Origin of the sequence: Mycobacterium tuberculosis complex sp. N0072, assembly GCF_030323725.1 — a bacterium.
Classification (GTDB): domain Bacteria; phylum Actinomycetota; class Actinomycetes; order Mycobacteriales; family Mycobacteriaceae; genus Mycobacterium; species Mycobacterium tuberculosis.
Genome location: NZ_CP040689.1, coordinates 3,917,908 through 3,940,803, shown reverse-complemented (window position 1 = coordinate 3,940,803; position 22,896 = coordinate 3,917,908). Strand labels below are relative to the sequence as shown.

Here is a 22,896-nt window from a genome sequence, read left to right as displayed (position 1 = left end):
CGTTGTGTAGCGCGAGTGGCGACACCACCTGAACGACGAGGGTGGCGTGCCGGACCGGTGTCACGGGCCGTGCTGGCTACGGTGATCGCCGGTCAACCTCACGCGACGCCGCCCAGCCCGGCAGCGCCGCCGTCGCCGCCGGTGCCGCCGTTGCCGCCGGTACCGCCGGTGGCGCCGCTGCCAGCGTTGCCGTTGTCGCCGTCCTCGCTCGCGCCGCCGGTGCCGCCATTGCCGCCGGCATTGCCGTTGCCGGCGAACCCGCCCGTGCCGCCGGCGCCGCCGGCCCCGCTGGCGCCGCCGTTGCCGCCGGTCCCCCCGCCGCCGGCGATAACGCCGGTGCCGCCGTTGCCGCCGCCCCCGCCGGTGCCGCCGTCGCCGCCGGCCCCGCCCGTGCCGCCGGAACCGCCATTGCCTGCGGTGCCGCCGAAACCGGCGAAGCCGCCGGTGCCGCCGTTGCCGCCATCGCCACCAGCCGCGCCAACCGAGCCGACCCCGCCGGTGCCGCCGTTGCCGCCGTTGCCACCGGCGCCGGTGCCGTTGTTGCTGCCGCCGTTGCCGCCGTCACCGCCGAACCCGCCGTCGATGCCCTTGCCGCCACGCCCGCCGGCCCCGCCGGCGCCGCCGGCGCCGCCGTCGCCGCCATTGGCGCCGCCGCCACCGGCGTTACCGCCGTTCCCGCCGGAGCCGCCGGTGCCGGCGTTGACGGCGCCGTCGTTGCCGTTGCCGCCGTTCCCGCCGTTGCCGGCGGTGCCGGTGGCACCGGCGGCGATGTTGCCGCCGTCGCCGCCTTTCCCGCCGGCCGAGCCGTTGCCGCCGGCGGGTTGGACTGCGATGGTGCCGTTGGTTGCGTTGCCGCCGTTGCCTGCGGTGCTGCCGGCGGATCCGTCGGTTACGCTGCCGCCGGCACCACCGTTGCCGCCGGCCCCAAACTGGCCGCCGTCGCCACCCTTGCCGCCATTCCCGGCGTTGGCCACCCCGTTGGTGCCGGTTGCCGAGGCGTTGCCGCCAGTTCCGCCGTTGCCGCCGGGCCCGCCGAGAATGCTGCCGACTCCGCCTTCTCCGCCCTTTCCGCCGGTGGCTGTGCCGTCGTTGGCGTTGGTGGATCCGGTGCCCCCGGCGCCACCGTCACCGCCCTGTTGGACTTGAGTGATTGGCGTTGGCGGGGGCGGGGCAACCATGGGGCTGCCGGGAGTGCCGGGCCCTCCGTTACCGCCGGTGGGGTCACCGGCGCTGCCGGCAGTGCCGGTCGCGGCCTGTGGCTCAGTCGGCATGAATACGACGTTGACAGCGTCGGCGCCGTCACCGCCTTTACCGCCGTCGCCGCCGTTGCCCCCGTCGCCGCCGATGCCCTGGCTGCCAGCGTTACCGCCGGTAGTGGGGCCGGGCGCCCCGGCGGGGCCGGGCGCGCCGCCGTTGCTTCCGGTGCCACCGTTGCCACCGGCCCCGCCGTTGGGTGTGGGCAAGCTGGTGGCCGGGACGAACTGGGCGCCGACGGTGCCGTGGGCGCCGTTACCGCCGTCACCGCCGTTGCCGCCGTTGCCGCCGTTGCCACCGTTGCCGCCGCTAAGGCCGGTGCCGCCGGTTCCGCCCGCACCGCCGCTACCCGCGGTGCCGGCGTTGCCGCCGTTGCCGCCGCTGCCGGAGGCGCCGCTGGTGGTATTGCCACCGAAGTCGCCGGAGCCGCCGTTTCCACCGGCGCCGGCGTTGCCGCCGTTGCCGCCGTCGCCGCCGTTGCCGGCTGGCGTGCCGGTGGCGCCGTCGCCGCCGGTGCCGCCCGCGCCGCCGCCACCGCCGTTGCCGCCGTCGCCGGCGTTGCCGCCGTTCCCGGGCACGGTGATGGTGGTGCCCTGTGCGCCGATGCCGCCGGCGCCACCCTTGCCGGCGTGTCCGCCGGACCCTCCGGTGCCTCCGGCGCCGCCACCGATCGGGGCACCGGATCCGCCGGTGCCGCCACTACCGCCCTGGCCGCCTTTGCCGCCGTCTCCGCCGCTGCCGCCCGCGCCGCCGTGCGGCGCCTTCCCGACGCCGTCGCCGGGAATCACGGCGTTGCCGCCCGCACCGCCGGCGCCACCCTGGCCGGCATTGCCGCCCTGGCCGCCGGCCCCGCCGTTACCGCCGGCCCCGCCGGCATTGCCGCCTGCGCCGCCGGCGCCACCGTCGCCGCCGTCTCCACCTTTGGCGCCGGTGCCCCCGGCAGGCTCTGTGCCAGTGCCCGGTATGCCGTTGCCGCCGGCCCCGCCAATGCCTCCCGCACCGCCGTCACCGCCATTACCACCGCTGCCGCCGGTTCCGCCATTGGCGCCGGCGGCCCCGCCTACGCCGCCGTTGCCACCGGCGCCGCCGCTGAAGCCGGCTTCGCCGTCCACCCCAAAGTTGCCGCTGTTGCCGGTGCCAGCCTTGCCGCCGCCGCCGTTGCCGCCCGCGCCGCCGTCGCCGCCGACGCCCCCAGTGCCCTGGCTGCCCGCGGTGCCGCCGTTGGCGGCCCCGCCTGCGCCGCCGGCGCCGCCGTCGCCGCCGGCGCCGCCTTCGCCACCGACTGGGGCATTGGTGCTGTTGTTGCCGGCATTGCCGCCGTTGCCGCCGTTGCCGCCGTTGCCGCCGTTACCGCCGGTACCGCCGGTACCGCCCGGGCCGCCGGCGGCCCCGCCGGCCCCGCCGGCCCCGCCGGCCCCGCCGGGCTCCCCGGCGCCGCCGGGGGTGTCGGGGTTGAGGGTGTTGTCGGCGCCGTTCACGCCTCCGGTGCCGTTGCCGCCGTTACCGCCGGTCCCGCCGTCGCCGCCGTCACCTGTGTTGCCGGCATGGCCGCCGTTGCCGGTGCCGGCCGCGCCGCCGGCCCCGCCGGCACCGCCGATCCCGCCGTCGCCGCCCTTACCGCCGGGATTGCCGGTGCTGCCGGCGTCGTTGCCGGCGCCGCCGGCACCGCCGGTGCCACCTTTGCCGCCGGTGCCGCCGTCGCCGGCGACCCCGCCTGTCACCGCGGCCCCACCTATTCCGCCGTTACCGCCTTTGCCGCCAGCGAAGCCAGGGTCGCCGTTCGCGCCGAAGCCCACCACAGCAGCGGCGTCAGCGCCGTTGCCGCCGGTACCGCCGGTGCCGCCGGTGCCGCCGGCCCCGACGCCGCCGGCTAGGCCGCCGCTGGTGAGAGCCCCGCGAGCGCCTGCGGCTCCGCCGGCGCCGGCCGCGCCGCCGGTGCCGCCCTCCCCCCCGGTACCGGCCGCGATGACGGTGGTGCCGTCTCCGCCGGCGCCGCCCATTCCACCGGTGCCGCCTTGGCCGCCCATGCCGCCGGCGCCGCCGTGGCCGAACAGCACTGGGCCTGCGCCGCCGGCCCCTCCGGTGCCGCCGTCGCCGCCTTGACCGCCGGCGCCGCCGTCGCCGCCGTTCATGAACAACCCCCCGGCGCCGCCGTTGCCCCCGGTGCCGCCGGCGCCGGCGGCACCGCCGGCGCCGGTACCCTGGCCACCGATCCCGCCAGCACCTCCGACACCACCAGCGCCGATCAGCAGCGCGCCGTTGCCGCCGTTGCCGCCGGTGCCGCCGGTGCCGCCGCCGGTGCCACCCATGCCGCCGGCGCCGCCGAGGCCGCCGCCGCCGATCAGCAGCGCGCCGTTGCCGCCGTTGCCGCCGGTGCCGCCGGTGCCGCCGCCGGTGCCACCCATGCCGCCGGCGCCGCCGAGGCCGCCGCCGCCGATCAGCAGCGCGCCGTTGCCGCCGTTGCCGCCGGTGCCGCCCATGGCGCCGGGAGCACCGGTGCCGCCGATACCGCCGGTGCCGCCGGCGCCGAACAGCCACCCGCCGTTACCGCCGTTGCCGCCGGCGGCGCCGCCGCTGCCGCCGGCGCCACCCGCGCCGCCGTTACCCCACAGTCCGGCTGACCCGCCGTTACCGCCGGACTGGCCCGCCGCGCCGGGCGCGCCGTTGCCGCCGCTGCCGAATAGCCATCCGCCGTCGCCGCCGTTACCGCCCGGCGTCGTCGCATTGGCGCCATTGCCGATCAACGGGCGCGACAACAGCGTCTGCGCAGACGCGCTTACCGCACCCATGGCTGACTGTAGCGGCGACGCGTTGGCCGCCTCGGCAAATGCGTACGCCCCGGCACCGGCCGTCAGGGCTTGCACAAACCGGCTATGAAACGCTGCTACCTGAGCGGCCGCCGCTTGGTAGCCCTGGGCGTGTTGGGAGAACAGAGCGGCGACCGCCGTCGATACCTCGTCGGCGGCCGCGGAGACCACCGCCGTCGTCGAAGCGGCCGCCGACGCGTTTTCGTGGGCCAGCGAGGCGCCGATGCGCTTGAGATCCGTGGCCACCGCCGCCACGGTCTCCGGCGAAACCAACACAAACGACATCCGGTACCTCGCACCAGCCCAAGCCGAACCCGGCCGCGGCCGTGCATCATCGGTGCAATTGCTAGGAATGGATCGTATCGCGATCCGGGCAGCTCATTCGGCGGTTCTACCCGATTATTCGGGTCCACCATCCGGCCAGATCCCGGTGAGCATGGTGGCGCGCCGTGAGGCTACCGGCGAATCGGCCACACCGGATCGGCGCAGGCGACACCTTCGGCCGACAACTGGCGCTTGATCACCTTGAAGGTCATGGTGCGCGGCAGCCCCGCGCTGACCCGCACATACGACGGCCACTGCTTGTGCCCCAGGTCGGGCTGCTCGGTCAGAAACGCCCGGAACTTGTCGGCATCGAATTTGGTGCCGGGCGCCAACACTAACGCGGCCATCACCTGATCACCCACCACCGGATCGGGTACCGGATACACAGCGACCTCGGTGGCGTCCGGGTAGCGCATCAGCACCCGCTCGATCGGTGCGGTGCCTAGATTTTCACCGTCGACTCGCATCCAGTCGCCGAGCCGACCGGCGAAATAGGCGTAGCCGGCGTCGTCGCGATAGGCGAGGTCGCCACTGTGGTAGACGCCGCCGGCCATCCGCTCGGCCTCGGCGGCCTCGTCGTTGTAATAGCCTTCGAAACCGCACGGCCCGGCGGTGTTGACCAGTTCGCCGACCACTCCTGTCGGGCACGGTTCGCCGGTGTCGGGGTCGACGATTTGGATTCCCCCCGGCAGTGGGCCCAGGGCGCCCGCCGGGGTGTCGAGTGTCCGCGTGATCGCCACCCCGCCTTCAGTCGAGCCGAAGCCGTCCATGACAACGCAGCCGAACCTGCGCCCGAAACGGTCGATGTCACCGGGTACTCCCTCGTTGCCGTACACCGCCCGCAGCGGGTTGTCCGCGTCGTCGGGAAGCTCCGGTGTCGCAAGCACATACGAAAGAGGCTTGCCCACGTAGTTGGCGTAAGTGGCGCCATAACGGCGGACGTCGGCCAGGAACTGCGACGCCGAAAATTTGCGTCGCAACGCCATTGAGCCTTGGCAGGCCGCAGCCACCGCCCAGCCGACCAGCACCGCGTTGGAATGGAACAACGGCATCGAGACGTAGCAGACGTCGTCGCGGCCCAGACTGAAGCGCTGCGTGATCGTCACGCCGGCGATCGCAACCTTGCGGTGGCTGCACTTCACCGCCTTCGGGTCGCCGCTGGTGCCCGAGGTGAAGATCAGCATGAAAAGGTCTGCGAGATCCGCGGATCGAAAACGCACCTCGGTATCCCGGTGTGCGGCCACCTCGTCGGTCCATTCGGGGGAGTCGACATTGATGTGCTCGACATCGGCCGGTACCTCCGCCGATCCCGAGCCGGTGAGCACCAACTGGCAGTCGGCTTTAGCGATGTCGCCGGCCAGTGCCGCGCCGCGGCGCACCGGGTTGAGGCCCACCGGGACGATCCCCGACAGCGCGCCGGCCACCAGTGTCGCCGAGAAGAACGGCGTGTTCTGCAGTAACACACCGACGTGTGGCGGCCGCGCCGGGTCCAGGCGTTCCCGCAGCGCTGCGGCGATTGCGGCACCGTGCCGGATGTGGTCGCGCCAACTGGTGAACGAGTCCTCGAAATAGACGCCCCGATCGTCGATTTCGGATAGCGGCAGCAGAAGTTCGGTGACGGTCGGGTGAGTGGGAGTCATCGGTGGGTTCGATTCGCCCGCTCCTTCTCGGTCCGCTGCGCGGACCGCATCGTCGCCGGGCTAGGCAGGGCTAGGCAGGGGTTTCCGCCAGTTCACGGCCGATTCGGCGGAGCTGACCGGTGGCGCCGCCCAACGCGAACTCGGTCTGCTTGGCGGCCAGGAAATACCGGTGTACGGGATGATCGGTGTCGACGCCGACGCCGCCATGCACATGCACGATGGTATGCGCCACCCGATGCCCGGCTTCGGCGGCCCAGAACCCCGCGGTGGCGACGTCGATGTCGGCTGGCTGGGGGCACTCCCGGCTTGCCAGGGAATCTTCGGCCACCCGCCAGGCCGCCTGGGTAAGCGTCAGTCGCAATCCCTTGACGTCGATGTAGCCGTCAGCCAACCGTTGCCCCACCGCCTGGAAGCTGCCGATCGGGCGGTCGAATTGTTCACGGGTGCGCGCATATTCGGCCGTCATTTGCAGTCCGCGCTCGAGCACACCGAGCTGAAAAGCGGTGCGGCTCAGGGTGGAAAGCGTGCCGAGCCAAACCGCGACATCGGTTCCGCCGACCCTGCGGGCGGCGTCCACTTTGGCCCCGTTTAGCTCGAGGTGTCCGACGCTGCCCAGTCCGGTGGTGGCCAGTGCGGTCACCGCAACCCCTGGGTCGCCGGCGGCAACCAGGAAAACGGCTGCACCGGAATCGGTTTCGGCGGGTACCAGAAATGCGTCGGCCACCGGGCCGTACCCGACCTGGGTGCGTGTGCCGGTGAGGCGGTAGCCATGTCCGGTGCCGGCGGCCTGCACCGGACCCTCGCCCATCTCACCGTCGAGGGCGACGGTGAGGATCCGATCGCCGGAGACCGCCGACACCCCCCAGCCCTGCTGCAGTTCCGGCGAGCCGAACCGGGCCAGGGCGCCGGCGGCGAGCACCACCGACTCCAGGTACGGCACCGCGGCCAGTTGATGCCCCAACGCCACCAGCACCGCAACCTGCTCGAGCACGCCGAAGCCATCGCCGCCCAGCGACTCCGGCGCCGCACTGGACAGGATGCCGGCGTCTATCAGCTTGCGCCACAGCTCGCGGTCGAACCGCTGCTCGAGCTTGTCCAGCTCACGTTGATGCTCCGGCGTGCACACCGCGTCCACGATGGTGTCGACCAGACCACCAAGATCCTGGGCGGCTTCGGTTGTCGTGAAATCCATGACGTCTTGTCCTCTCAGGTCCGCTCAGCGGTTGGCTCGCGGCAGTCCCAGCGCGACCATGCCGATGATGTCGCGCTGGACTTCGTTGGTGCCGCCGCCGAACGTCAGGATCAGGCACGCCCGGTGCATCCGTTCGACGCGGCCGCGCAGCAACGCGCCTGGCGAATTCTGGCGCAGGGTCGCCGCAGTGCCCAACACCTCCATCAGCAGCCGGTAGGCCTCGGTGGCCAGCTCGGTACCGAACACCTTGGCCGCCGACGCATCGGCCGGTGACGGTCCAGCGTCCTTCGGCCCACTTTGCGAGGAAGCCAGCTCCCAGTTGATCAGCTTGAGGACTTCGGCCTTGGCGTGTACCCGGGCCAGGTTGAGCTGCACCCACTCCGAGTCGATCAGCCTGGTGCCGCCGGCGTCCTTGGTGTTTTGTGCCCATTCGCGGACCTCGCGCAGGCATCCGAAAATCGGTGCCGGCGACACCAGGGCGACCCGCTCGTGGTTGAGCTGGTTGGTCACCAGCTTCCAGCCGGCGTTTTCCTCACCGACCCGGTTGGCCACCGGTACCCGCACGTCGGAGTAGTAGGTGGCGCTGGTGTCCGGACCGGCCATGGTGTGCACTGGAGTCCAGGAGAAGCCCTCAGCGGTCGTCGGCACGATTAACACCGATATGCCACGGTGTTTTTTGGCCCCAGAAGACTCCGGGTTGGTGCGTACCGCTAACCAGACGTAGTCGGCGTACTGAATCAGGCTGGTCCACATCTTCTGGCCGTTGACCACATAGTCATCGCCGTCGCGAACCGCGGTGGTGCGCAGGTTGGCCAGGTCGGTGCCGGCGCCGGGCTCGGAGTAGCCGATCGAGAAGTGCAGGTCCCCGGCGGCGATCCGGGGCAGGAAAAACCTCTTCTGCTCGTCGGTTCCGTAGGCCATGATCGTCGGCGCCACGCTGTTGATGGTCAGGAACGGCACCGGTGCACCGGCGATGGCGGCTTCATCGGTGAAGATCAGCTGGTCCATCGCCGAGCGGCCCTGGCCGCCGTATTCCTTGGGCCAGCCCAGCGCAAGCCACCCGTCGCGGCCCATTTGCGCGATCGTCTCCCGGTAGACATTGCCGACGCCGTATTCACCCTGGACCGAGCTCAGCGCCTCCCGGCGTTCCGGCGTCATCAACGTGGCAAAGTACGAGCGCAGCTCGCGGCGCAGCTCCTCCTGCTGCGGGGTGTAACTGATGCGCATCTCAGCTGCCTCCGATTGAATGATCGCGTCTTTATCACTGGCCGTCAGCAGCCGTCCACTAGCTGTCGACAACCAACGCCAACGGCAACCCGGCCGTCTTCCCGGTTGTAACACGTTCTAGTCTCTGAATCCAGCGACCGTTTCCTCGGATGTAGCAGGGCCTTATGGTGGAACTAGCAGCGACCGGGGGGATGGTCAGGGTAAGGAGGGTGCCGTGCGGGTGATCGTGGACCGAGACCGATGTGAAGGCAACGCGGTGTGCTTGGGAATCGCACCGGATATCTTCGACCTGGACGACGAGGACTATGCCGTGGTCAAGACCGATCCGATCCCGGTTGATCAGGAGGATCTGGCCGAGCAGGCCATCGCGGAATGCCCGCGTGCGGCGTTGTCGCGTGGTGAGTAGGACGGAACTAGAGGTATTCATAAATTGAAATTGACTGAGTCCAATCGCTCGCCGCGTACCACGAACACGACCGATCTGTCCGGAAAGGTGGCGGTGGTCACCGGCGCGGCCGCGGGTTTGGGTCGGGCCGAAGCGCTCGGCCTGGCCCGGTTGGGCGCCACCGTCGTCGTCAACGATGTTGCTTCCGCCCTGGATGCTTCCGACGTCGTCGACGAGATCGGCGCCGCCGCTGCCGATGCTGGTGCTAAGGCCGTCGCGGTAGCCGGTGATATCAGCCAGCGCGCGACGGCCGACGAACTGCTCGCCAGCGCCGTCGGGCTGGGCGGACTGGACATCGTGGTGAACAATGCCGGCATCACCCGCGACCGGATGCTGTTCAACATGTCCGACGAGGAGTGGGACGCCGTGATCGCGGTGCACCTGCGCGGCCATTTTCTGCTCACCCGCAACGCCGCTGCCTACTGGCGGGACAAAGCCAAGGATGCCGAAGGGGGATCGGTCTTCGGCCGGCTCGTCAACACCTCGTCGGAGGCGGGTCTGGTGGGCCCGGTGGGGCAGGCGAATTACGCCGCCGCCAAGGCTGGCATCACCGCGCTAACCCTGTCGGCGGCGCGGGCGCTCGGGCGCTACGGCGTTTGCGCCAATGTGATTTGTCCGCGGGCGCGCACCGCGATGACGGCCGATGTCTTCGGCGCCGCACCCGATGTCGAAGCGGGCCAGATCGACCCGCTGTCGCCGCAGCATGTGGTAAGCCTGGTCCAGTTTCTGGCGTCCCCGGCTGCCGCGGAAGTCAACGGTCAGGTGTTCATCGTCTACGGTCCGCAGGTGACGCTGGTGTCACCGCCGCACATGGAGCGCCGGTTCAGCGCGGACGGCACGTCCTGGGATCCCACCGAGCTCACCGCGACGCTGCGGGACTACTTTGCTGGTCGGGATCCGGAACAGAGCTTTTCGGCGACCGATCTGATGCATCAGTGACCCGTGGATATAGGCGGCCGATTATTGGAATCGGTGTCCGAATCACCACGCCAACATAGGGCTTAACCAGCGAAATTGACCCAGTTGATCCGGTGTGCGGTTCGTTGACACCGCAAACTCGTTCTGGGTTAGGATGGGCCGGCTCACACCGTGCAACGTGCGGGCCCTAAGCGCGTTCAGGAGACTCACAGACTTCGCCGCGAGCAGTAGACGGGGGGACCCCAGTTGATCCAACAACTTGCGGTTCCGGCCCGGGCCGTCGGCGGGTTCTTCGAAATGTCGATGGACACCGCGCGTGCCGCTTTCCGGCGGCCGTTCCAGTTCCGCGAGTTTTTGGACCAGACCTGGATGGTGGCCCGCGTTTCGCTAGTCCCGACGTTGCTGGTGTCCATTCCGTTCACGGTCCTGGTGGCGTTCACCCTCAACATTCTGTTGCGTGAAATTGGGGCCGCCGACTTGTCCGGCGCCGGAACGGCGTTCGGCACCATCACCCAGCTGGGCCCGGTCGTGACTGTGCTGGTGGTGGCAGGTGCTGGCGCCACGGCGATCTGCGCCGACCTGGGCGCTCGCACCATCCGTGAGGAAATCGACGCGATGCGGGTGCTGGGCATCGACCCAATTCAACGGCTCGTGGTCCCCAGGGTGTTGGCGTCCACATTGGTTGCGCTGCTGCTCAACGGCTTGGTGTGCGCCATTGGCCTGTCCGGCGGCTACGCGTTCTCGGTCTTTCTTCAGGGCGTCAACCCGGGTGCGTTTATCAACGGTCTGACCGTGCTCACCGGACTGCGCGAATTGATACTGGCGGAGATCAAGGCGCTACTGTTCGGGGTCATGGCCGGGCTGGTCGGGTGTTACCGCGGTCTGACGGTCAAGGGTGGGCCCAAGGGGGTGGGCAATGCGGTCAACGAGACCGTCGTCTACGCGTTCATCTGCCTTTTCGTGATCAACGTAGTCATGACCGCTATAGGTGTGCGAATATCGGCGCAGTAACAAACGACGGTGAGCGAGCGATGGTGATGAAGCGATGAGCTACGACGTCACTATCCGGTTTCGCCGTTTCTTTTCGCGGCTGCAGCGGCCGGTCGACAACTTCGGTGAGCAGGCGCTGTTCTACGGCGAAACCATGCGCTATGTGCCCAACGCCATCACCCGCTACCGGAAGGAGACGGTCCGGCTGGTCGCCGAGATGACGCTGGGCGCCGGAGCGCTGGTCATGATCGGCGGCACGGTCGGGGTGGCGGCCTTTTTGACCCTGGCGTCCGGTGGCGTGATCGCCGTGCAGGGGTATTCGTCGCTGGGCGACATCGGTATCGAGGCGTTGACCGGGTTCCTGTCGGCGTTTTTGAACGTCCGCGTTGTCGCGCCGGTGATCGCGGGTATCGCGCTGGCGGCCACCATCGGGGCCGGAGCCACCGCGCAGCTGGGTGCCATGCGGGTCTCTGAGGAGATCGACGCCGTCGAATGCATGGCGGTGCACTCGGTGTCCTATTTGGTGTCAACCCGGCTGATCGCCGGCCTGGTGGCGATCATTCCGTTGTATTCGTTGTCGGTGCTGGCCGCGTTCTTCGCCGCTCGTTTCACCACGGTGTTCGTCAATGGGCAGTCCGCGGGCCTTTATGACCATTACTTCAACACCTTCCTCATCCCCTCCGACCTGTTGTGGTCGTTTATGCAAGCCATCGCTATGTCGATCGCGGTAATGCTGGTGCATACCTACTACGGCTACAACGCCAGCGGCGGGTCGGTTGGGGTCGGGGTCGCGGTCGGGCAGGCCGTACGGACCTCGCTGATCGTGGTTGTTGTCATCACCTTGTTCATCTCGCTCGCCGTCTACGGCGCGTCCGGTAACTTCAACCTCTCGGGGTAAAAACCTTCAGAAAGGAAACATGTCCGGCGGCGGATCTCGACGCACCAGTGTCAGGGTGGCAGCGGCGCTGCTGGCCGGGCTGATGGTGGGATCCGCAGTGCTGACTTATCTTTCGTATACGGCGGCTTTCACGTCTACGGACACCGTCACGGTATCGTCGCCGAGGGCCGGCCTGGTTATGGAGAAGGGCGCCAAGGTCAAATACCGTGGCATCCAGGTAGGCAAGGTCACGGATATCAGCTACAGCGGCAACCAAGCACGGCTCAAGCTGGCCATCGACAGCGGCGAGATGGGTTTTATCCCCTCCAACGCGACGGTGCGCATCGCCGGAAACACCATCTTCGGCGCCAAATCGGTGGAATTCATTCCGCCAAAGACGCCGTCGCCCAAGCCGCTAAGTCCGAATGCGCACGTGGCGGCGTCTCAGGTACAGCTTGAGGTCAACACGTTGTTCCAATCGCTCATCGACCTGCTACACAAGATCGATCCGCTTGAAACGAACGCGACGCTGAGCGCGCTGTCCGAAGGCCTGCGCGGCCACGGCGATGACCTGGGTGCGCTGTTGTCGGGACTGAACACGCTGACCCGCCAAGCGAACCCAAAGTTACCCGCCCTTCAGGAGGATTTCCGCAAGGCGGCGGTGGTGGCCAACGTCTATGCTGACGCCGCCGGGGACCTGAACACCGTGTTCGATAACCTGCCGACGATCAACAAGACGATCGTCGACCAGAAGGACAACCTCAACGACACGCTGCTAGCCACCATCGGTCTGTCTAATAACGCCTATGAGACGTTGGCGCCCGCCGAACAGAATTTCATCGACGCCATCAACCGGCTCCGAGCCCCGCTCAAAGTGACCTCCGACTACTCCCCGGTATTCGGCTGCCTTTTCAAGGGCATCGCGCGCGGTGTCAAGGAGTTTGCCCCGCTAATCGGTGTCCGTAAGGCTGGGCTGTTCACCTCGTCGAGCTTCGTGTTGGGTGCGCCGTCGTACACCTATCCGGAGAGCCTGCCGATCGTCAACGCCTCCGGCGGTCCGAACTGCCGAGGGTTGCCCGATATCCCGACCAAGCAGACGGGCGGGTCGTTCTACCGCGCGCCGTTCCTGGTCACCGACAACGCTTTGATCCCATACCAGCCGTTCACCGAGTTACAGGTTGACGCGCCGTCGACGCTGCAGTTCCTGTTCAACGGTGCGTTCGCGGAACGGGACGACTTCTGATGGCGGGCTCGGGCGTTCCCTCGCACCGGTCGATGGTGATCAAGGTCAGCGTCTTCGCGGTGGTCATGCTGCTGGTGGCCGCCGGTCTGGTGGTGGTCTTCGGGGACTTCCGGTTTGGTCCCACAACCGTCTACCACGCCACCTTCACCGACGCGTCGCGGCTGAAGGCAGGCCAGAAGGTTCGCATCGCCGGTGTGCCGGTCGGTTCAGTGAAGGCGGTCAAGCTCAACCCAGACCACAGCATCGACGTGGCATTCGCGATCGACCGCAGCTACACGCTGTACTCGTCCACGCGTGCGGTGATCCGGTACGAAAACCTGGTGGGCGACCGGTTCCTGGAGATCACGTCGGGTCCGGGTGAACTGCGCAAGCTGCCGCCGGGTGGCACCATCAACGTGGCCCACACCCAGCCCGCACTGGATCTCGATGCGTTGCTGGGTGGGCTACGGCCGGTGCTGAAAGGCTTTGACGCTGACAAGATCAACACCATCACCAGTGCGGTCATCGAGTTGCTGCAGGGCCAGGGTGGTCCGTTGGCGAACGTGCTCGCCGACACCGGTGCCTTCTCGGCGGCGCTGGGCGCACGCGACCAGCTGATCGGCGAGGTAATCACCAACCTCAACGCGGTGCTGGCGACCGTCGATGCAAAGAGCGCGCAATTTTCGGCCAGTGTCGACCAGCTGCAGCAGCTGGTCAGCGGCCTGGCCAAGAACCGGGATCCGATCGCGGGCGCCATTTCGCCGCTGGCGTCGACGACGACGGATCTTACGGAACTGTTGCGGAATTCGCGCCGGCCGCTGCAAGGCATCCTGGAAAACGCCCGGCCGCTGGCTACCGAGCTGGACAACCGAAAGGCCGAGGTCAACAACGACATCGAGCAGCTCGGCGAGGACTACCTGCGCCTGTCCGCGCTGGGCAGTTACGGAGCATTCTTCAACATCTACTTCTGCTCGGTGACGATCAAGATCAACGGACCGGCCGGCAGCGACATCCTGCTGCCGATCGGCGGCCAGCCGGATCCCAGCAAGGGGAGGTGCGCCTTTGCTAAATAGGAAGCCAAGTAGCAAACACGAACGCGACCCGCTCCGCACCGGCATCTTCGGCCTGGTGCTGGTGATCTGCGTCGTCCTGATCGCATTCGGCTACAGCGGGTTGCCTTTCTGGCCACAGGGCAAAACCTACGACGCGTATTTCACCGACGCCGGTGGGATCACCCCCGGTAACTCGGTTTATGTCTCGGGCCTCAAGGTGGGCGCGGTGTCGGCCGTGAGTCTGGCCGGAAACAGTGCAAAGGTCACCTTCAGCGTGGACCGCAGCATCGTCGTCGGCGACCAGTCCCTGGCCGCGATCCGCACCGACACCATCCTCGGCGAGCGCTCCATCGCGGTCAGTCCGGCTGGCTCCGGCAAGTCGACCACGATTCCGTTGAGCCGGACCACCACGCCCTACACGCTCAACGGGGTGCTGCAGGATCTGGGCCGCAACGCCAACGACCTGAATAGGCCGCAGTTCGAGCAGGCCTTGAACGTGTTCACCCAGGCCTTGCATGACGCCACCCCGCAGGTGCGTGGTGCCGTGGACGGGCTGACGTCGCTGTCGCGCGCCCTGAATCGTCGCGACGAAGCGCTGCAAGGCCTGCTGGCGCACGCCAAGTCGGTGACATCGGTGTTGTCCGAACGCGCCGAACAGGTCAACAAGCTGGTCGAGGACGGCAACCAGTTGTTTGCGGCGCTCGATGCCCGGCGGGCCGCGCTCAGCGCGTTGATCTCTGGGATCGACGATGTTGCAGCGCAGATTTCCGGCTTTGTCGCCGACAACCGTAAGGAGTTCGGCCCGGCTTTGAGCAAGCTCAACCTGGTGCTGGCCAACCTCAACGAGCGCCGCGACTATATCACCGAGGCCCTCAAGCGGCTGCCCACGTACGCGACCACGCTGGGGGAGGTGGTCGGATCCGGACCCGGATTCAATGTCAACGTCTACAGCGTGCTGCCCGGGCCGCTGGTGGCGACCGTGTTCGACCTGGTCTTTCAGCCGGGCAAGCTGCCGGATAGCCTCGCCGATTACTTGCGCGGGTTTATCCAGGAGCGCTGGATCATCAGACCGAAGTCGCCGTGATGGGCCGGGTCGCCATGTTGACGGGGAGCCGGGGATTGCGCTACGCCACGGTGATCGCGCTGGTGGCCGCGCTGGTGGGCGGCGTGTACGTTCTCTCGTCCACCGGTAATAAGCGCACCATCGTGGGCTACTTCACCTCTGCTGTCGGGCTCTATCCCGGTGACCAGGTCCGCGTCCTGGGCGTCCCGGTGGGTGAGATCGACATGATCGAGCCGCGGTCGTCCGACGTCAAGATCACTATGTCGGTGTCCAAGGACGTCAAGGTGCCCGTGGACGTGCAGGCCGTGATCATGTCGCCGAATTTGGTGGCGGCGCGCTTCATTCAGCTCACCCCGGTGTATACCGGCGGGGCGGTACTGCCCGACAACGGTCGGATCGATCTGGATCGCACCGCGGTGCCGGTGGAATGGGACGAGGTGAAAGAGGGGCTCACCCGGTTGGCCGCCGACCTGAGTCCGGCGGCGGGCGAGCTGCAGGGGCCGCTGGGCGCGGCGATCAACCAGGCCGCGGACACCCTTGACGGCAACGGAGACTCGTTACACAACGCGTTGCGCGAGCTTGCGCAGGTCGCCGGGCGGCTGGGGGATTCGCGCGGCGACATCTTCGGCACCGTCAAGAACCTGCAGGTACTGGTCGACGCGCTATCGGAGAGCGACGAGCAGATTGTGCAGTTCGCCGGCCACGTGGCATCGGTGTCGCAGGTGCTCGCCGACAGCTCGGCCAATCTGGACCAGACCCTGGGCACGCTCAACCAGGCGCTGTCCGACATCAGGGGGTTCTTGCGCGAGAACAACTCGACGCTGATCGAAACGGTGAATCAGCTCAACGACTTTGCGCAGACGTTGAGTGACCAGAGCGAGAACATCGAGCAAGTGCTGCACGTGGCTGGGCCGGGGATCACCAACTTCTACAACATCTATGACCCTGCGCAAGGCACCCTCAACGGTCTGTTGTCGATACCCAACTTCGCTAACCCGGTGCAGTTCATCTGCGGCGGTTCCTTCGATACCGCCGCGGGCCCGTCGGCGCCGGACTACTACCGGCGCGCCGAGATCTGCCGTGAGCGGCTGGGGCCGGTGCTGCGCCGGCTCACGGTGAATTACCCGCCGATCATGTTCCACCCGCTTAACACGATCACGGCGTACAAGGGCCAGATCATCTACGACACCCCGGCCACCGAGGCCAAGTCGGAGACGCCGGTTCCGGAATTGACTTGGGTACCCGCGGGAGGAGGAGCGCCTGTGGGCAACCCCGCGGATCTGCAGAGCCTACTCGTCCCACCGGCGCCCGGTCCGGCACCGGCCCCGCCGGCGCCGGGGGCAGGACCGGGCGAGCATGGGGGCGGCGGATGAACCGAATCTGGTTGCGCGCCATCATATTGACGGCCAGCAGCGCGCTGCTTGCCGGCTGTCAGTTTGGCGGGCTGAACTCGCTGCCGCTGCCTGGCACCGCCGGGCACGGTGAAGGTGCCTACTCGGTCACCGTCGAAATGGCTGATGTGGCGACGTTGCCGCAGAACTCACCGGTCATGGTCGATGACGTCACCGTCGGCAGCGTGGCCGGCATTGTCGCGGTCCAACGACCCGACGGATCCTTTTATGCCGCCGTGAAGCTGGACCTGGACAAGAATGTGTTGCTGCCGGCCAACGCCGTGGCGAAGGTCTCCCAGACCTCGCTGCTGGGTTCGTTACATGTAGAGCTGGCGCCACCGACGGACCGCCCGCCGACCGGGAGGTTGGTTGACGGCTCGAGAATCACCGAGGCCAACACCGACCGATTCCCCACCACCGAGGAGGTTTTCTCGGCGCTGGGGGTGGTGGTCAACAAGGGTAACGTCGGTGCGTTGGAAGAGATCATTGACGAGACCCACCAGGCGGTGGCGGGTCGGCAGGCCCAGTTCGTCAACCTGGTCCCCAGGCTCGCGGAGTTGACGGCGGGCCTGAACCGGCAGGTTCACGACATCATCGATGCGTTGGATGGGCTGAACCGAGTCTCCGCGATCCTGGCACGTGACAAGGACAACCTGGGCCGAGCACTGGACACGCTGCCCGACGCGGTTCGCGTGCTCAACCAGAACCGGGACCACATCGTCGACGCGTTCGCCGCGCTCAAAAGGTTGACGATGGTCACGTCGCACGTGCTGGCTGAGACCAAGGTGGATTTCGGTGAAGACCTCAAAGACCTCTACTCGATCGTCAAGGCCCTCAACGACGACCGAAAGGATTTCGTCACCTCGCTGCAGCTGTTGCTGACGTTCCCATTTCCCAACTTCGGTATCAAGCAGGCGGTGCGCGGCGACTATCTTAACGTGTTCACCACCTTCGACCTCACCCTGCGCCGGATTGGTGAGACGTTCTTCACCACGGCGTACTTCGACCCGAACATGGCGCACATGGACGAGATCCTCAACCCGCCCGACTTCCTGATTGGCGAACTGGCCAACCTGTCCGGGCAAGCGGCCGACCCATTTAAGATTCCACCCGGTACGGCGTCGGGACAGTAGGGGCCCGGACATGATCGACCGACTCGCCAAGATCCAGTTGTCCATTTTTGCGGTGATCACCGTCATCACCCTGAGCGTGATGGCGATCTTTTATCTGCGTCTGCCCGCCACGTTCGGCATCGGAACCTACGGCGTGAGTGCCGACTTCGTCGCGGGCGGTGGCCTGTACAAGAACGCCAACGTCACCTACCGCGGTGTCGCGGTCGGGCGGGTGGAGTCGGTGGGGCTAAATCCCAATGGCGTTACCGCGCACATGCGACTGAACAGTGGCACCGCCATTCCGTCGAACGTCACCGCCACCGTACGCAGCGTTTCGGCCATCGGTGAGCAGTACATCGACCTAGTGCCGCCGGAGAACCCGTCGTCGACCAAGTTGCGCAACGGCTTCCGGATCCAGCGGCAGAACACCCGAATCGGGCAAGACGTCGCCGACCTGTTGCGTCAGGCCGAGACGCTGCTCGGCAGCCTTGGCGACACCCGGCTGCGGGAGCTGCTGCACGAGGCGTTCATCGCGACCAATGGCGCCGGTCCGGAACTGGCCCGGCTGATCGAGTCGGCCCGGTTGCTGGTGGATGAGGCCAACGCCAACTATCCACAGGTTTCGCAGTTGATCGATCAGGCCGGCCCGTTCCTGCAAGCCCAGATCCGCGCCGGCGGGGACATCAAGTCACTCGCCGATGGGCTGGCGCGGTTCACCTGGCAGCTCCGTGCGGCAGACCCGCGGCTGCGCGACACGTTGGCCGACGCCCCGGATGCGATCGACGAGGCCAACACCGCGTTCTCCGGGATTCGTCCTTCGTTTCCCGCGCTGGCGGCCAGTCTGGCCAACCTGGGCCGGGTGGGCGTGATCTATCACAAGTCGATCGAACAGCTCCTGGTGGTTTTCCCGGCGCTGTTCGCCGCGATCATCACCTCGGCGGGCGGCGTACCCCAGGACGAGGGCGCCAAGCTGGACTTCAAGATCGACCTGCACGACCCGCCGCCCTGCATGACCGGGTTCTTGCCCCCGCCGCTGGTCCGGTCGCCGGCCGACGAGTCGGTACGCGAGATTCCCCGGGACATGTACTGCAAGACCGCGCAGAACGACCCGAGCACGGTGCGCGGCGCTCGCAACTACCCGTGCCAGGAATTCCCCGGTAAGCGGGCACCGACGGTGCAGTTATGTCGGGATCCGCGTGGCTATGTGCCAGTTGGAACCAACCCGTGGCGCGGTCCGCCGATCCCGTACGGCACCGAGGTGACGGATGGGCGAAACATTCTGCCGCCCAACAAGTTCCCTTACATCCCGCCGGGCGCGGATCCCGACCCGGGCGTGCCCATCGTCGGACCGCCGCCACCCGGCCAGGTGGCCGGCCCCGGGCCGGCGCCGCACCAGCCGGCGCAGCCTGCGCCGCCGCCCAACGACAACGGTCCGCCTCCACCGTTCACGTCATGGATGCCGCCCGGGTACCCGCCGGAGCCACCCCAGGTGCCATACCCGGCGACCATTCCGCCGCCGCCACCACCGGAAGGCACCGGGCCTCCGCCCGGGCCGGCGCCTGGCCCCCAACCGCAGGCCAGCGGTCCGGCCTACACCATCTATGACCAACTCAGCGGAGCCTTCGCGGACCCGGCCGGCGGCACTGGTATCTTCGCGCCCGGGATGACGGGCGCATCCAGCGCCGAGAATTGGGTGGATCTCATGCGCGATCCGAGGCAGCTGTAGTGGCCGCAGATACCGGTGTAGCCGGCGGACAGCAGTCGACGACGCGGCGCGCTCGTCGTAAGGCGTCCCGCCCCGCGGGTCCGGCGGAAGGCGAGTCGAGCCGTCCCGCCCAGGGTGCGGCGACGGTGAGGGCCGCGGCGCGGACCGAATCGAAGCCGGCGAAAGCCGCCAAGCCCGCCCTGAGGCCGGTCAAACCGCCGCCACGCCGGCCGGCACACCGCGTCCTGGTCGGCTGGCTTTCGCTGGCGGCAGGCCTATTGGCGATTGCCGCGCTGGCATGGGGTGTGACCGCACTGGTTATGCAGAACCGGGATGCGGACGCCCGGCAAGCCCGCAACCAGCGTTTTGTCGATGCCGCCACCCAGACCGTGGTCAACATGTTCAGCTACACGCCGGACACCATCGACGAGAGCGTGAACCGGTTCGTCAACGGCACCAGTGGGCCGCTACGCGGCATGCTGAACGCCAACAACAACGTGGACAACCTCAAGGGTCTATTCCGGGCCACCAACGCGACATCGGAGGCCGTCGTCAACGGCGCCGCGTTGGAGGGCATTGACGAAATCAGCGACAACGCATCGGTATTGGTGTCGGTGCGGGTGACGGTCGCCGATATCGACGGCGTCAACAAGCCGTCCATGCCCTATCGTCTTCGGGTCATCGTGCATGAGGACGAGAACGGCCGGATGACCGGCTACGACCTGAAGTACCCGGACGGGGGCAACTGATGAGACGGTTGATTTCCGTCGCCTACGCGCTGATGGTCGCCACCATCGTGGGTTTGTCCGCGGCCGGTGGCTGGTTCTACTGGGACCGGGTGCAGACCGGGGGCGAAGCGTCGGCGCGGGCACTGTTACCGAAGCTGGCCATGCAGGAAATCCCACAAGTCTTCGGTTACGACTACCAAACTGTCGAGCGCAGCCTCACCGCGGTGTACCCGCTGCTGACGCCGGACTATCGCCAGGAGTTCCAGAAGAGCGCCAATGCGCAGATCATCCCGGAGGCGAAGAAGCGTGAAGTGGTGGTCCAGGCCAATGTCGTCGGTGTGGGAGTCATGGATGCCAAACGCGATTGCGCATCGGTGATGGTCTATTTGAACCGCACCGTGACCGACAAGACGCGACAGCCGCTCTACGACGGCAGCCGACTGCGGGTGGATTTCCAGCGGATTGACGGCAAATGGCTGATCGCCTACATCACGCCGATTTAATAGCACATCGCAATGTTGTTGCAGTACAACGGATAACGCTGGACCGGGCTGGGTGGCGGGCCGATGAGCTGCAGTGAAAACGGTTGTTTGCTCAACTTTGGCTGCAGGCCACACACGGCGCCATGCACGGTGGTGTGCGTCCCGGTCAGCGTCTCGTCGCTGAACGCATAGGTTTCGCTGGACGGTGCCGTGCTGCCGTCCGGACACGCCACGCCGTCTGCCTGATTCACCTGGAAGGTCCACAGCATGCTACTCATCCGAGCCCTGCCGCTGAAGTTCTGCAGCCGGTCCGTACGGGTGATCTGTTGGGGCGTCGTACTCACCACGTTGAGAGCGCAGTTGAACGCCCAAACGATGGGGTCAGAATAGTCGTTCATGTTACGGGTTCCCGACGGCTGATCGCACAGCGCGGTAATCGTCCACGTCACCCCGGACACTCCGGCCTGGTTGAAGGAGTAACTGCCATCCGGCGGCGGTCCGAGCGCACGCGCCGGGTCACCGGAGTGCAGCGCAATTCCCAGTGCGACGGCCGAGCAGATGACGGCCCCAGCGGCCAGTCCGCAACGGATGTTCACATGCCCTCCTTCGGGCCTTCGCGCTCCATCGAGTATCACAGCCTTTGGGCAGCCGCACCAGCTTCCAGGGCGCGAGCAGACGCAGAATCGCCCAATTTCGTGCCGAAATGGGCGATTCTGCGTCTGCTCGCGAGCGGGAGCGGCTTGACCGTTAGCCTTGGCCCCTCGGGTGTGCCCCGGCGAGAGCGTCGAGAAACGACTGTGCCCAGCGGTCCACGTCGTGGGCGAGCACTTGGCGTCGCAGCGACCGCATTCGCCGCCGGCCCGCCTCCTCCGTCTGGTTGAGCGCTTCCTCTATCCCGTCCTTGACGCCTTCCAGGTCGTGCGGGTTGACCAGGTATGCGTGCCGGAGTTCGGCTGCGGCCCCGGTGAATTCGCTGAGCACCAGGGCACCGCCAAGATCGCTGCGGCAAGCGACGTACTCCTTGGCCACCAGGTTCATCCCGTCGCGTAGTGGGGTGACCAGCATGACGTCGCTGGCCACGAAGAAAGCGATAAGCTCGTCGCGCGGAGCCGGTCGATGCAGGTAATGCACTACCGGATGGCCAACCTCACCGTACTCGCCGTTAATGTGGCCGACCTGGCGTTCGATGTCGTTGCGCAGCGTCTGGTAGCTCTCCACCCGCTCGCGGCTCGGGGTAGCCAGCTGGACCAGGACGGTGTCGTCGCGTTTGACGCGGCCCTCGGCCAGCAGCTCGGAAAAGGCCTTCAGCCGTACGTCGATGCCCTTGGTGTAGTCGAGCCGGTCAACACCGAGCAGGATCTTGCGCGGATTTCCCAGTTCGGTGCGAATCTCGCGGGCCCGGCGCCTGATGTTGCGGTCGCGGGCAGCGTGGTCGAGCGCGCCGGAGTCAACCGAGATAGGAAAGGCGCCAACTCGTATGGTGCGGGACCCGAGCACCGCCGCACCGAACCGCGACCGCACACCGACGGTTCCGCGGGAAGTGTCGGTGCCGACCAGACGCCGGGACAGGATCAGGAAATTCTGGGCACCGCCCGGAAGATGGAAGCCCACCAGGTCGGCGCCCAGTAGGCCCTGGATGATCTCGGTGCGCCACGGCATCTGCATAAACAGCTCTACCGGCGGGAACGGGATGTGCAAAAAGAAACCGATGGTCAGATCGGGCCGCAGCATGCGCAGCATCTTCGGTACCAGCTGCAGCTGGTAGTCCTGTACCCACACGGTTGCGCCGTGGGCGGCGGCGCGCGACGCGGCCTCGGCAAAGCGCTGGTTGACGTCGACGTAGCGATCCCACCATTCGCGGTGGTAGAGCGGCTTGACGATGACGTCGTGGTACAGCGGCCACAGTGTGGCGTTGGAGAATCCCTCGTAGTACTGAGCTATGTCCGTGGTGCTCAGCCGTACCGGATGAAGTTCCAGCTCGTCTTGGATGATGGGGCCGTCCAGCACGTGGAGGTCGGGTTCGGCCCCGTCGTCGTTAACGCCGGGCCAGCCGACCCAGGCCCCGCGCCGACGCCGCAGCACCGGCTCCAAGGCGGTGACCAAGCCTCCGGGGCTGCGTTTCCAGGTTGTGCTGCCGTCGGGAAGACGCTCCAGATCGACGGGCAGTCGATTGGCTACCACCACGAAGTCAGAGTCCCCGAAGGTCTCCGAATCGCAAATCTGCGCCTCCTGGCCTCCCGAGGGAGCCATTAGCTCTCGAGTTTGGCCGGTCCAATACCGAGCATGGACAGGAAGATCCGACACTCGTCGGCGTCGTTCGCATATGCGGCGACGACTCGCCTGGCCTGGCTCGCGGTGCTGTCTGCCAGCGGTTCGACGTCACCGATTTCGCCGTGGTCAGATTTGGTAGACATTACATAACTGTAAGCCAAGCCCGCATTGCGCTGCAGACGTCGTCACGGTTTGG

Annotated in this window: 19 protein-coding genes; 12 read left to right on the top strand and 7 right to left on the bottom strand. The window is 67.4% G+C overall.

The features are described 5' to 3' along the window. Positions 1-98 precede the first annotated feature (98 nt). From FF952_RS18485 to FF952_RS18470, 4 genes are all read right to left on the bottom strand, one after another. Positions 99-4,346, bottom strand: a complete 4,248-nt coding sequence (locus FF952_RS18485) for a PE family protein (protein WP_031680082.1) — start codon at positions 4,344-4,346, stop codon at positions 99-101. Between the two features lie 170 nt (positions 4,347-4,516). Then, positions 4,517-6,025, bottom strand: a complete 1,509-nt coding sequence (gene fadD17 / locus FF952_RS18480) for a long-chain-fatty-acid--CoA ligase FadD17 (protein WP_031656844.1) — start codon at positions 6,023-6,025, stop codon at positions 4,517-4,519. Positions 6,026-6,095: 70 nt separating this feature from the next. After that, positions 6,096-7,217, bottom strand: coding sequence for an acyl-CoA dehydrogenase family protein (locus FF952_RS18475; RefSeq protein WP_003419000.1), 1,122 nt, complete (start codon positions 7,215-7,217; stop codon positions 6,096-6,098). 24 nt (positions 7,218-7,241) lie between these two features. Then, positions 7,242-8,444, bottom strand: coding sequence for an acyl-CoA dehydrogenase (locus FF952_RS18470; RefSeq protein WP_003418997.1), 1,203 nt, complete (start codon positions 8,442-8,444; stop codon positions 7,242-7,244). Between the two features lie 214 nt (positions 8,445-8,658). Between FF952_RS18470 and FF952_RS18465 the strand changes: the two genes are divergently transcribed. From FF952_RS18465 to FF952_RS18410, 12 genes are all read left to right on the top strand, one after another. Beyond that, positions 8,659-8,850: a ferredoxin gene (locus FF952_RS18465; RefSeq protein ID WP_003418993.1), complete on the top strand. Its 192-nt coding sequence runs from the start codon at positions 8,659-8,661 to the stop codon at positions 8,848-8,850. Positions 8,851-8,874: 24 nt separating this feature from the next. After that, positions 8,875-9,828, top strand: coding sequence for a hydroxyacyl-CoA dehydrogenase ChsB1 (gene chsB1, locus FF952_RS18460; protein WP_003905097.1), 954 nt, complete (start codon positions 8,875-8,877; stop codon positions 9,826-9,828). 225 nt (positions 9,829-10,053) lie between these two features. Beyond that, positions 10,054-10,818, top strand: a complete 765-nt coding sequence (locus FF952_RS18455) for an MlaE family ABC transporter permease (RefSeq protein ID WP_003418986.1) — start codon at positions 10,054-10,056, stop codon at positions 10,816-10,818. Positions 10,819-10,852: 34 nt separating this feature from the next. Then, on the top strand, positions 10,853-11,695 hold the full coding sequence (locus tag FF952_RS18450) for an ABC transporter permease (protein ID WP_003418983.1): 843 nt from the start codon (positions 10,853-10,855) through the stop codon (positions 11,693-11,695). A 19-nt stretch (positions 11,696-11,714) separates the two neighbouring features. After that, positions 11,715-12,917, top strand: a complete 1,203-nt coding sequence (gene mce4A / locus FF952_RS18445) for a virulence factor Mce4A (RefSeq protein ID WP_003418979.1) — start codon at positions 11,715-11,717, stop codon at positions 12,915-12,917. Next, entirely contained in the window at positions 12,917-13,969 is a 1,053-nt protein-coding gene (locus FF952_RS18440) for a virulence factor Mce family protein (protein WP_003418972.1), read from the top strand. The genes mce4A and FF952_RS18440 overlap by 1 nt, the downstream gene beginning before the upstream one ends. Further along, entirely contained in the window at positions 13,959-15,032 is a 1,074-nt protein-coding gene (locus FF952_RS18435; protein ID WP_003418967.1) for a virulence factor Mce family protein, read from the top strand. Before FF952_RS18440 ends, FF952_RS18435 begins: the two co-directional genes overlap by 11 nt. Then, a complete protein-coding gene (locus FF952_RS18430) occupies positions 15,029-16,384 on the top strand; it encodes a virulence factor Mce family protein (protein WP_003418966.1) in 1,356 nt (451 codons plus the stop codon). The genes FF952_RS18435 and FF952_RS18430 overlap by 4 nt, the downstream gene beginning before the upstream one ends. Further along, positions 16,381-17,535, top strand: coding sequence for an Mce family lipoprotein LprN (gene lprN, locus FF952_RS18425; RefSeq protein WP_003418964.1), 1,155 nt, complete (start codon positions 16,381-16,383; stop codon positions 17,533-17,535). Before FF952_RS18430 ends, lprN begins: the two co-directional genes overlap by 4 nt. Positions 17,536-17,545: 10 nt before the next feature. After that, the gene (locus FF952_RS18420) at positions 17,546-19,240 is read left to right on the top strand and encodes a virulence factor Mce family protein (protein ID WP_003418963.1); all 1,695 of its coding nucleotides are present in this window, start codon (positions 17,546-17,548) and stop codon (positions 19,238-19,240) included. Then, the gene (locus tag FF952_RS18415) at positions 19,240-19,968 is read left to right on the top strand and encodes an Rv1363c family protein (RefSeq protein WP_003418960.1); all 729 of its coding nucleotides are present in this window, start codon (positions 19,240-19,242) and stop codon (positions 19,966-19,968) included. Before FF952_RS18420 ends, FF952_RS18415 begins: the two co-directional genes overlap by 1 nt. Then, the gene (locus FF952_RS18410) at positions 19,968-20,450 is read left to right on the top strand and encodes an Mce associated protein (RefSeq protein WP_003418958.1); all 483 of its coding nucleotides are present in this window, start codon (positions 19,968-19,970) and stop codon (positions 20,448-20,450) included. The genes FF952_RS18415 and FF952_RS18410 overlap by 1 nt, the downstream gene beginning before the upstream one ends. On the opposite strand, the gene FF952_RS18405 is transcribed toward FF952_RS18410, so the two are convergent. The 3 genes from FF952_RS18405 to FF952_RS18395 form a co-directional block, all read right to left on the bottom strand. Next, the gene (locus FF952_RS18405; RefSeq protein WP_003418954.1) at positions 20,447-21,025 is read right to left on the bottom strand and encodes a hypothetical protein; all 579 of its coding nucleotides are present in this window, start codon (positions 21,023-21,025) and stop codon (positions 20,447-20,449) included. The genes FF952_RS18410 and FF952_RS18405 overlap by 4 nt on opposite strands. A 151-nt stretch (positions 21,026-21,176) precedes the next feature. Further along, on the bottom strand, positions 21,177-22,679 hold the full coding sequence (gene otsA / locus FF952_RS18400; protein ID WP_003418951.1) for a trehalose-6-phosphate synthase: 1,503 nt from the start codon (positions 22,677-22,679) through the stop codon (positions 21,177-21,179). Then, the gene (locus tag FF952_RS18395) at positions 22,679-22,843 is read right to left on the bottom strand and encodes a hypothetical protein (protein ID WP_003418950.1); all 165 of its coding nucleotides are present in this window, start codon (positions 22,841-22,843) and stop codon (positions 22,679-22,681) included. The genes otsA and FF952_RS18395 overlap by 1 nt, the downstream gene beginning before the upstream one ends. Positions 22,844-22,896 lie beyond the last annotated feature (53 nt).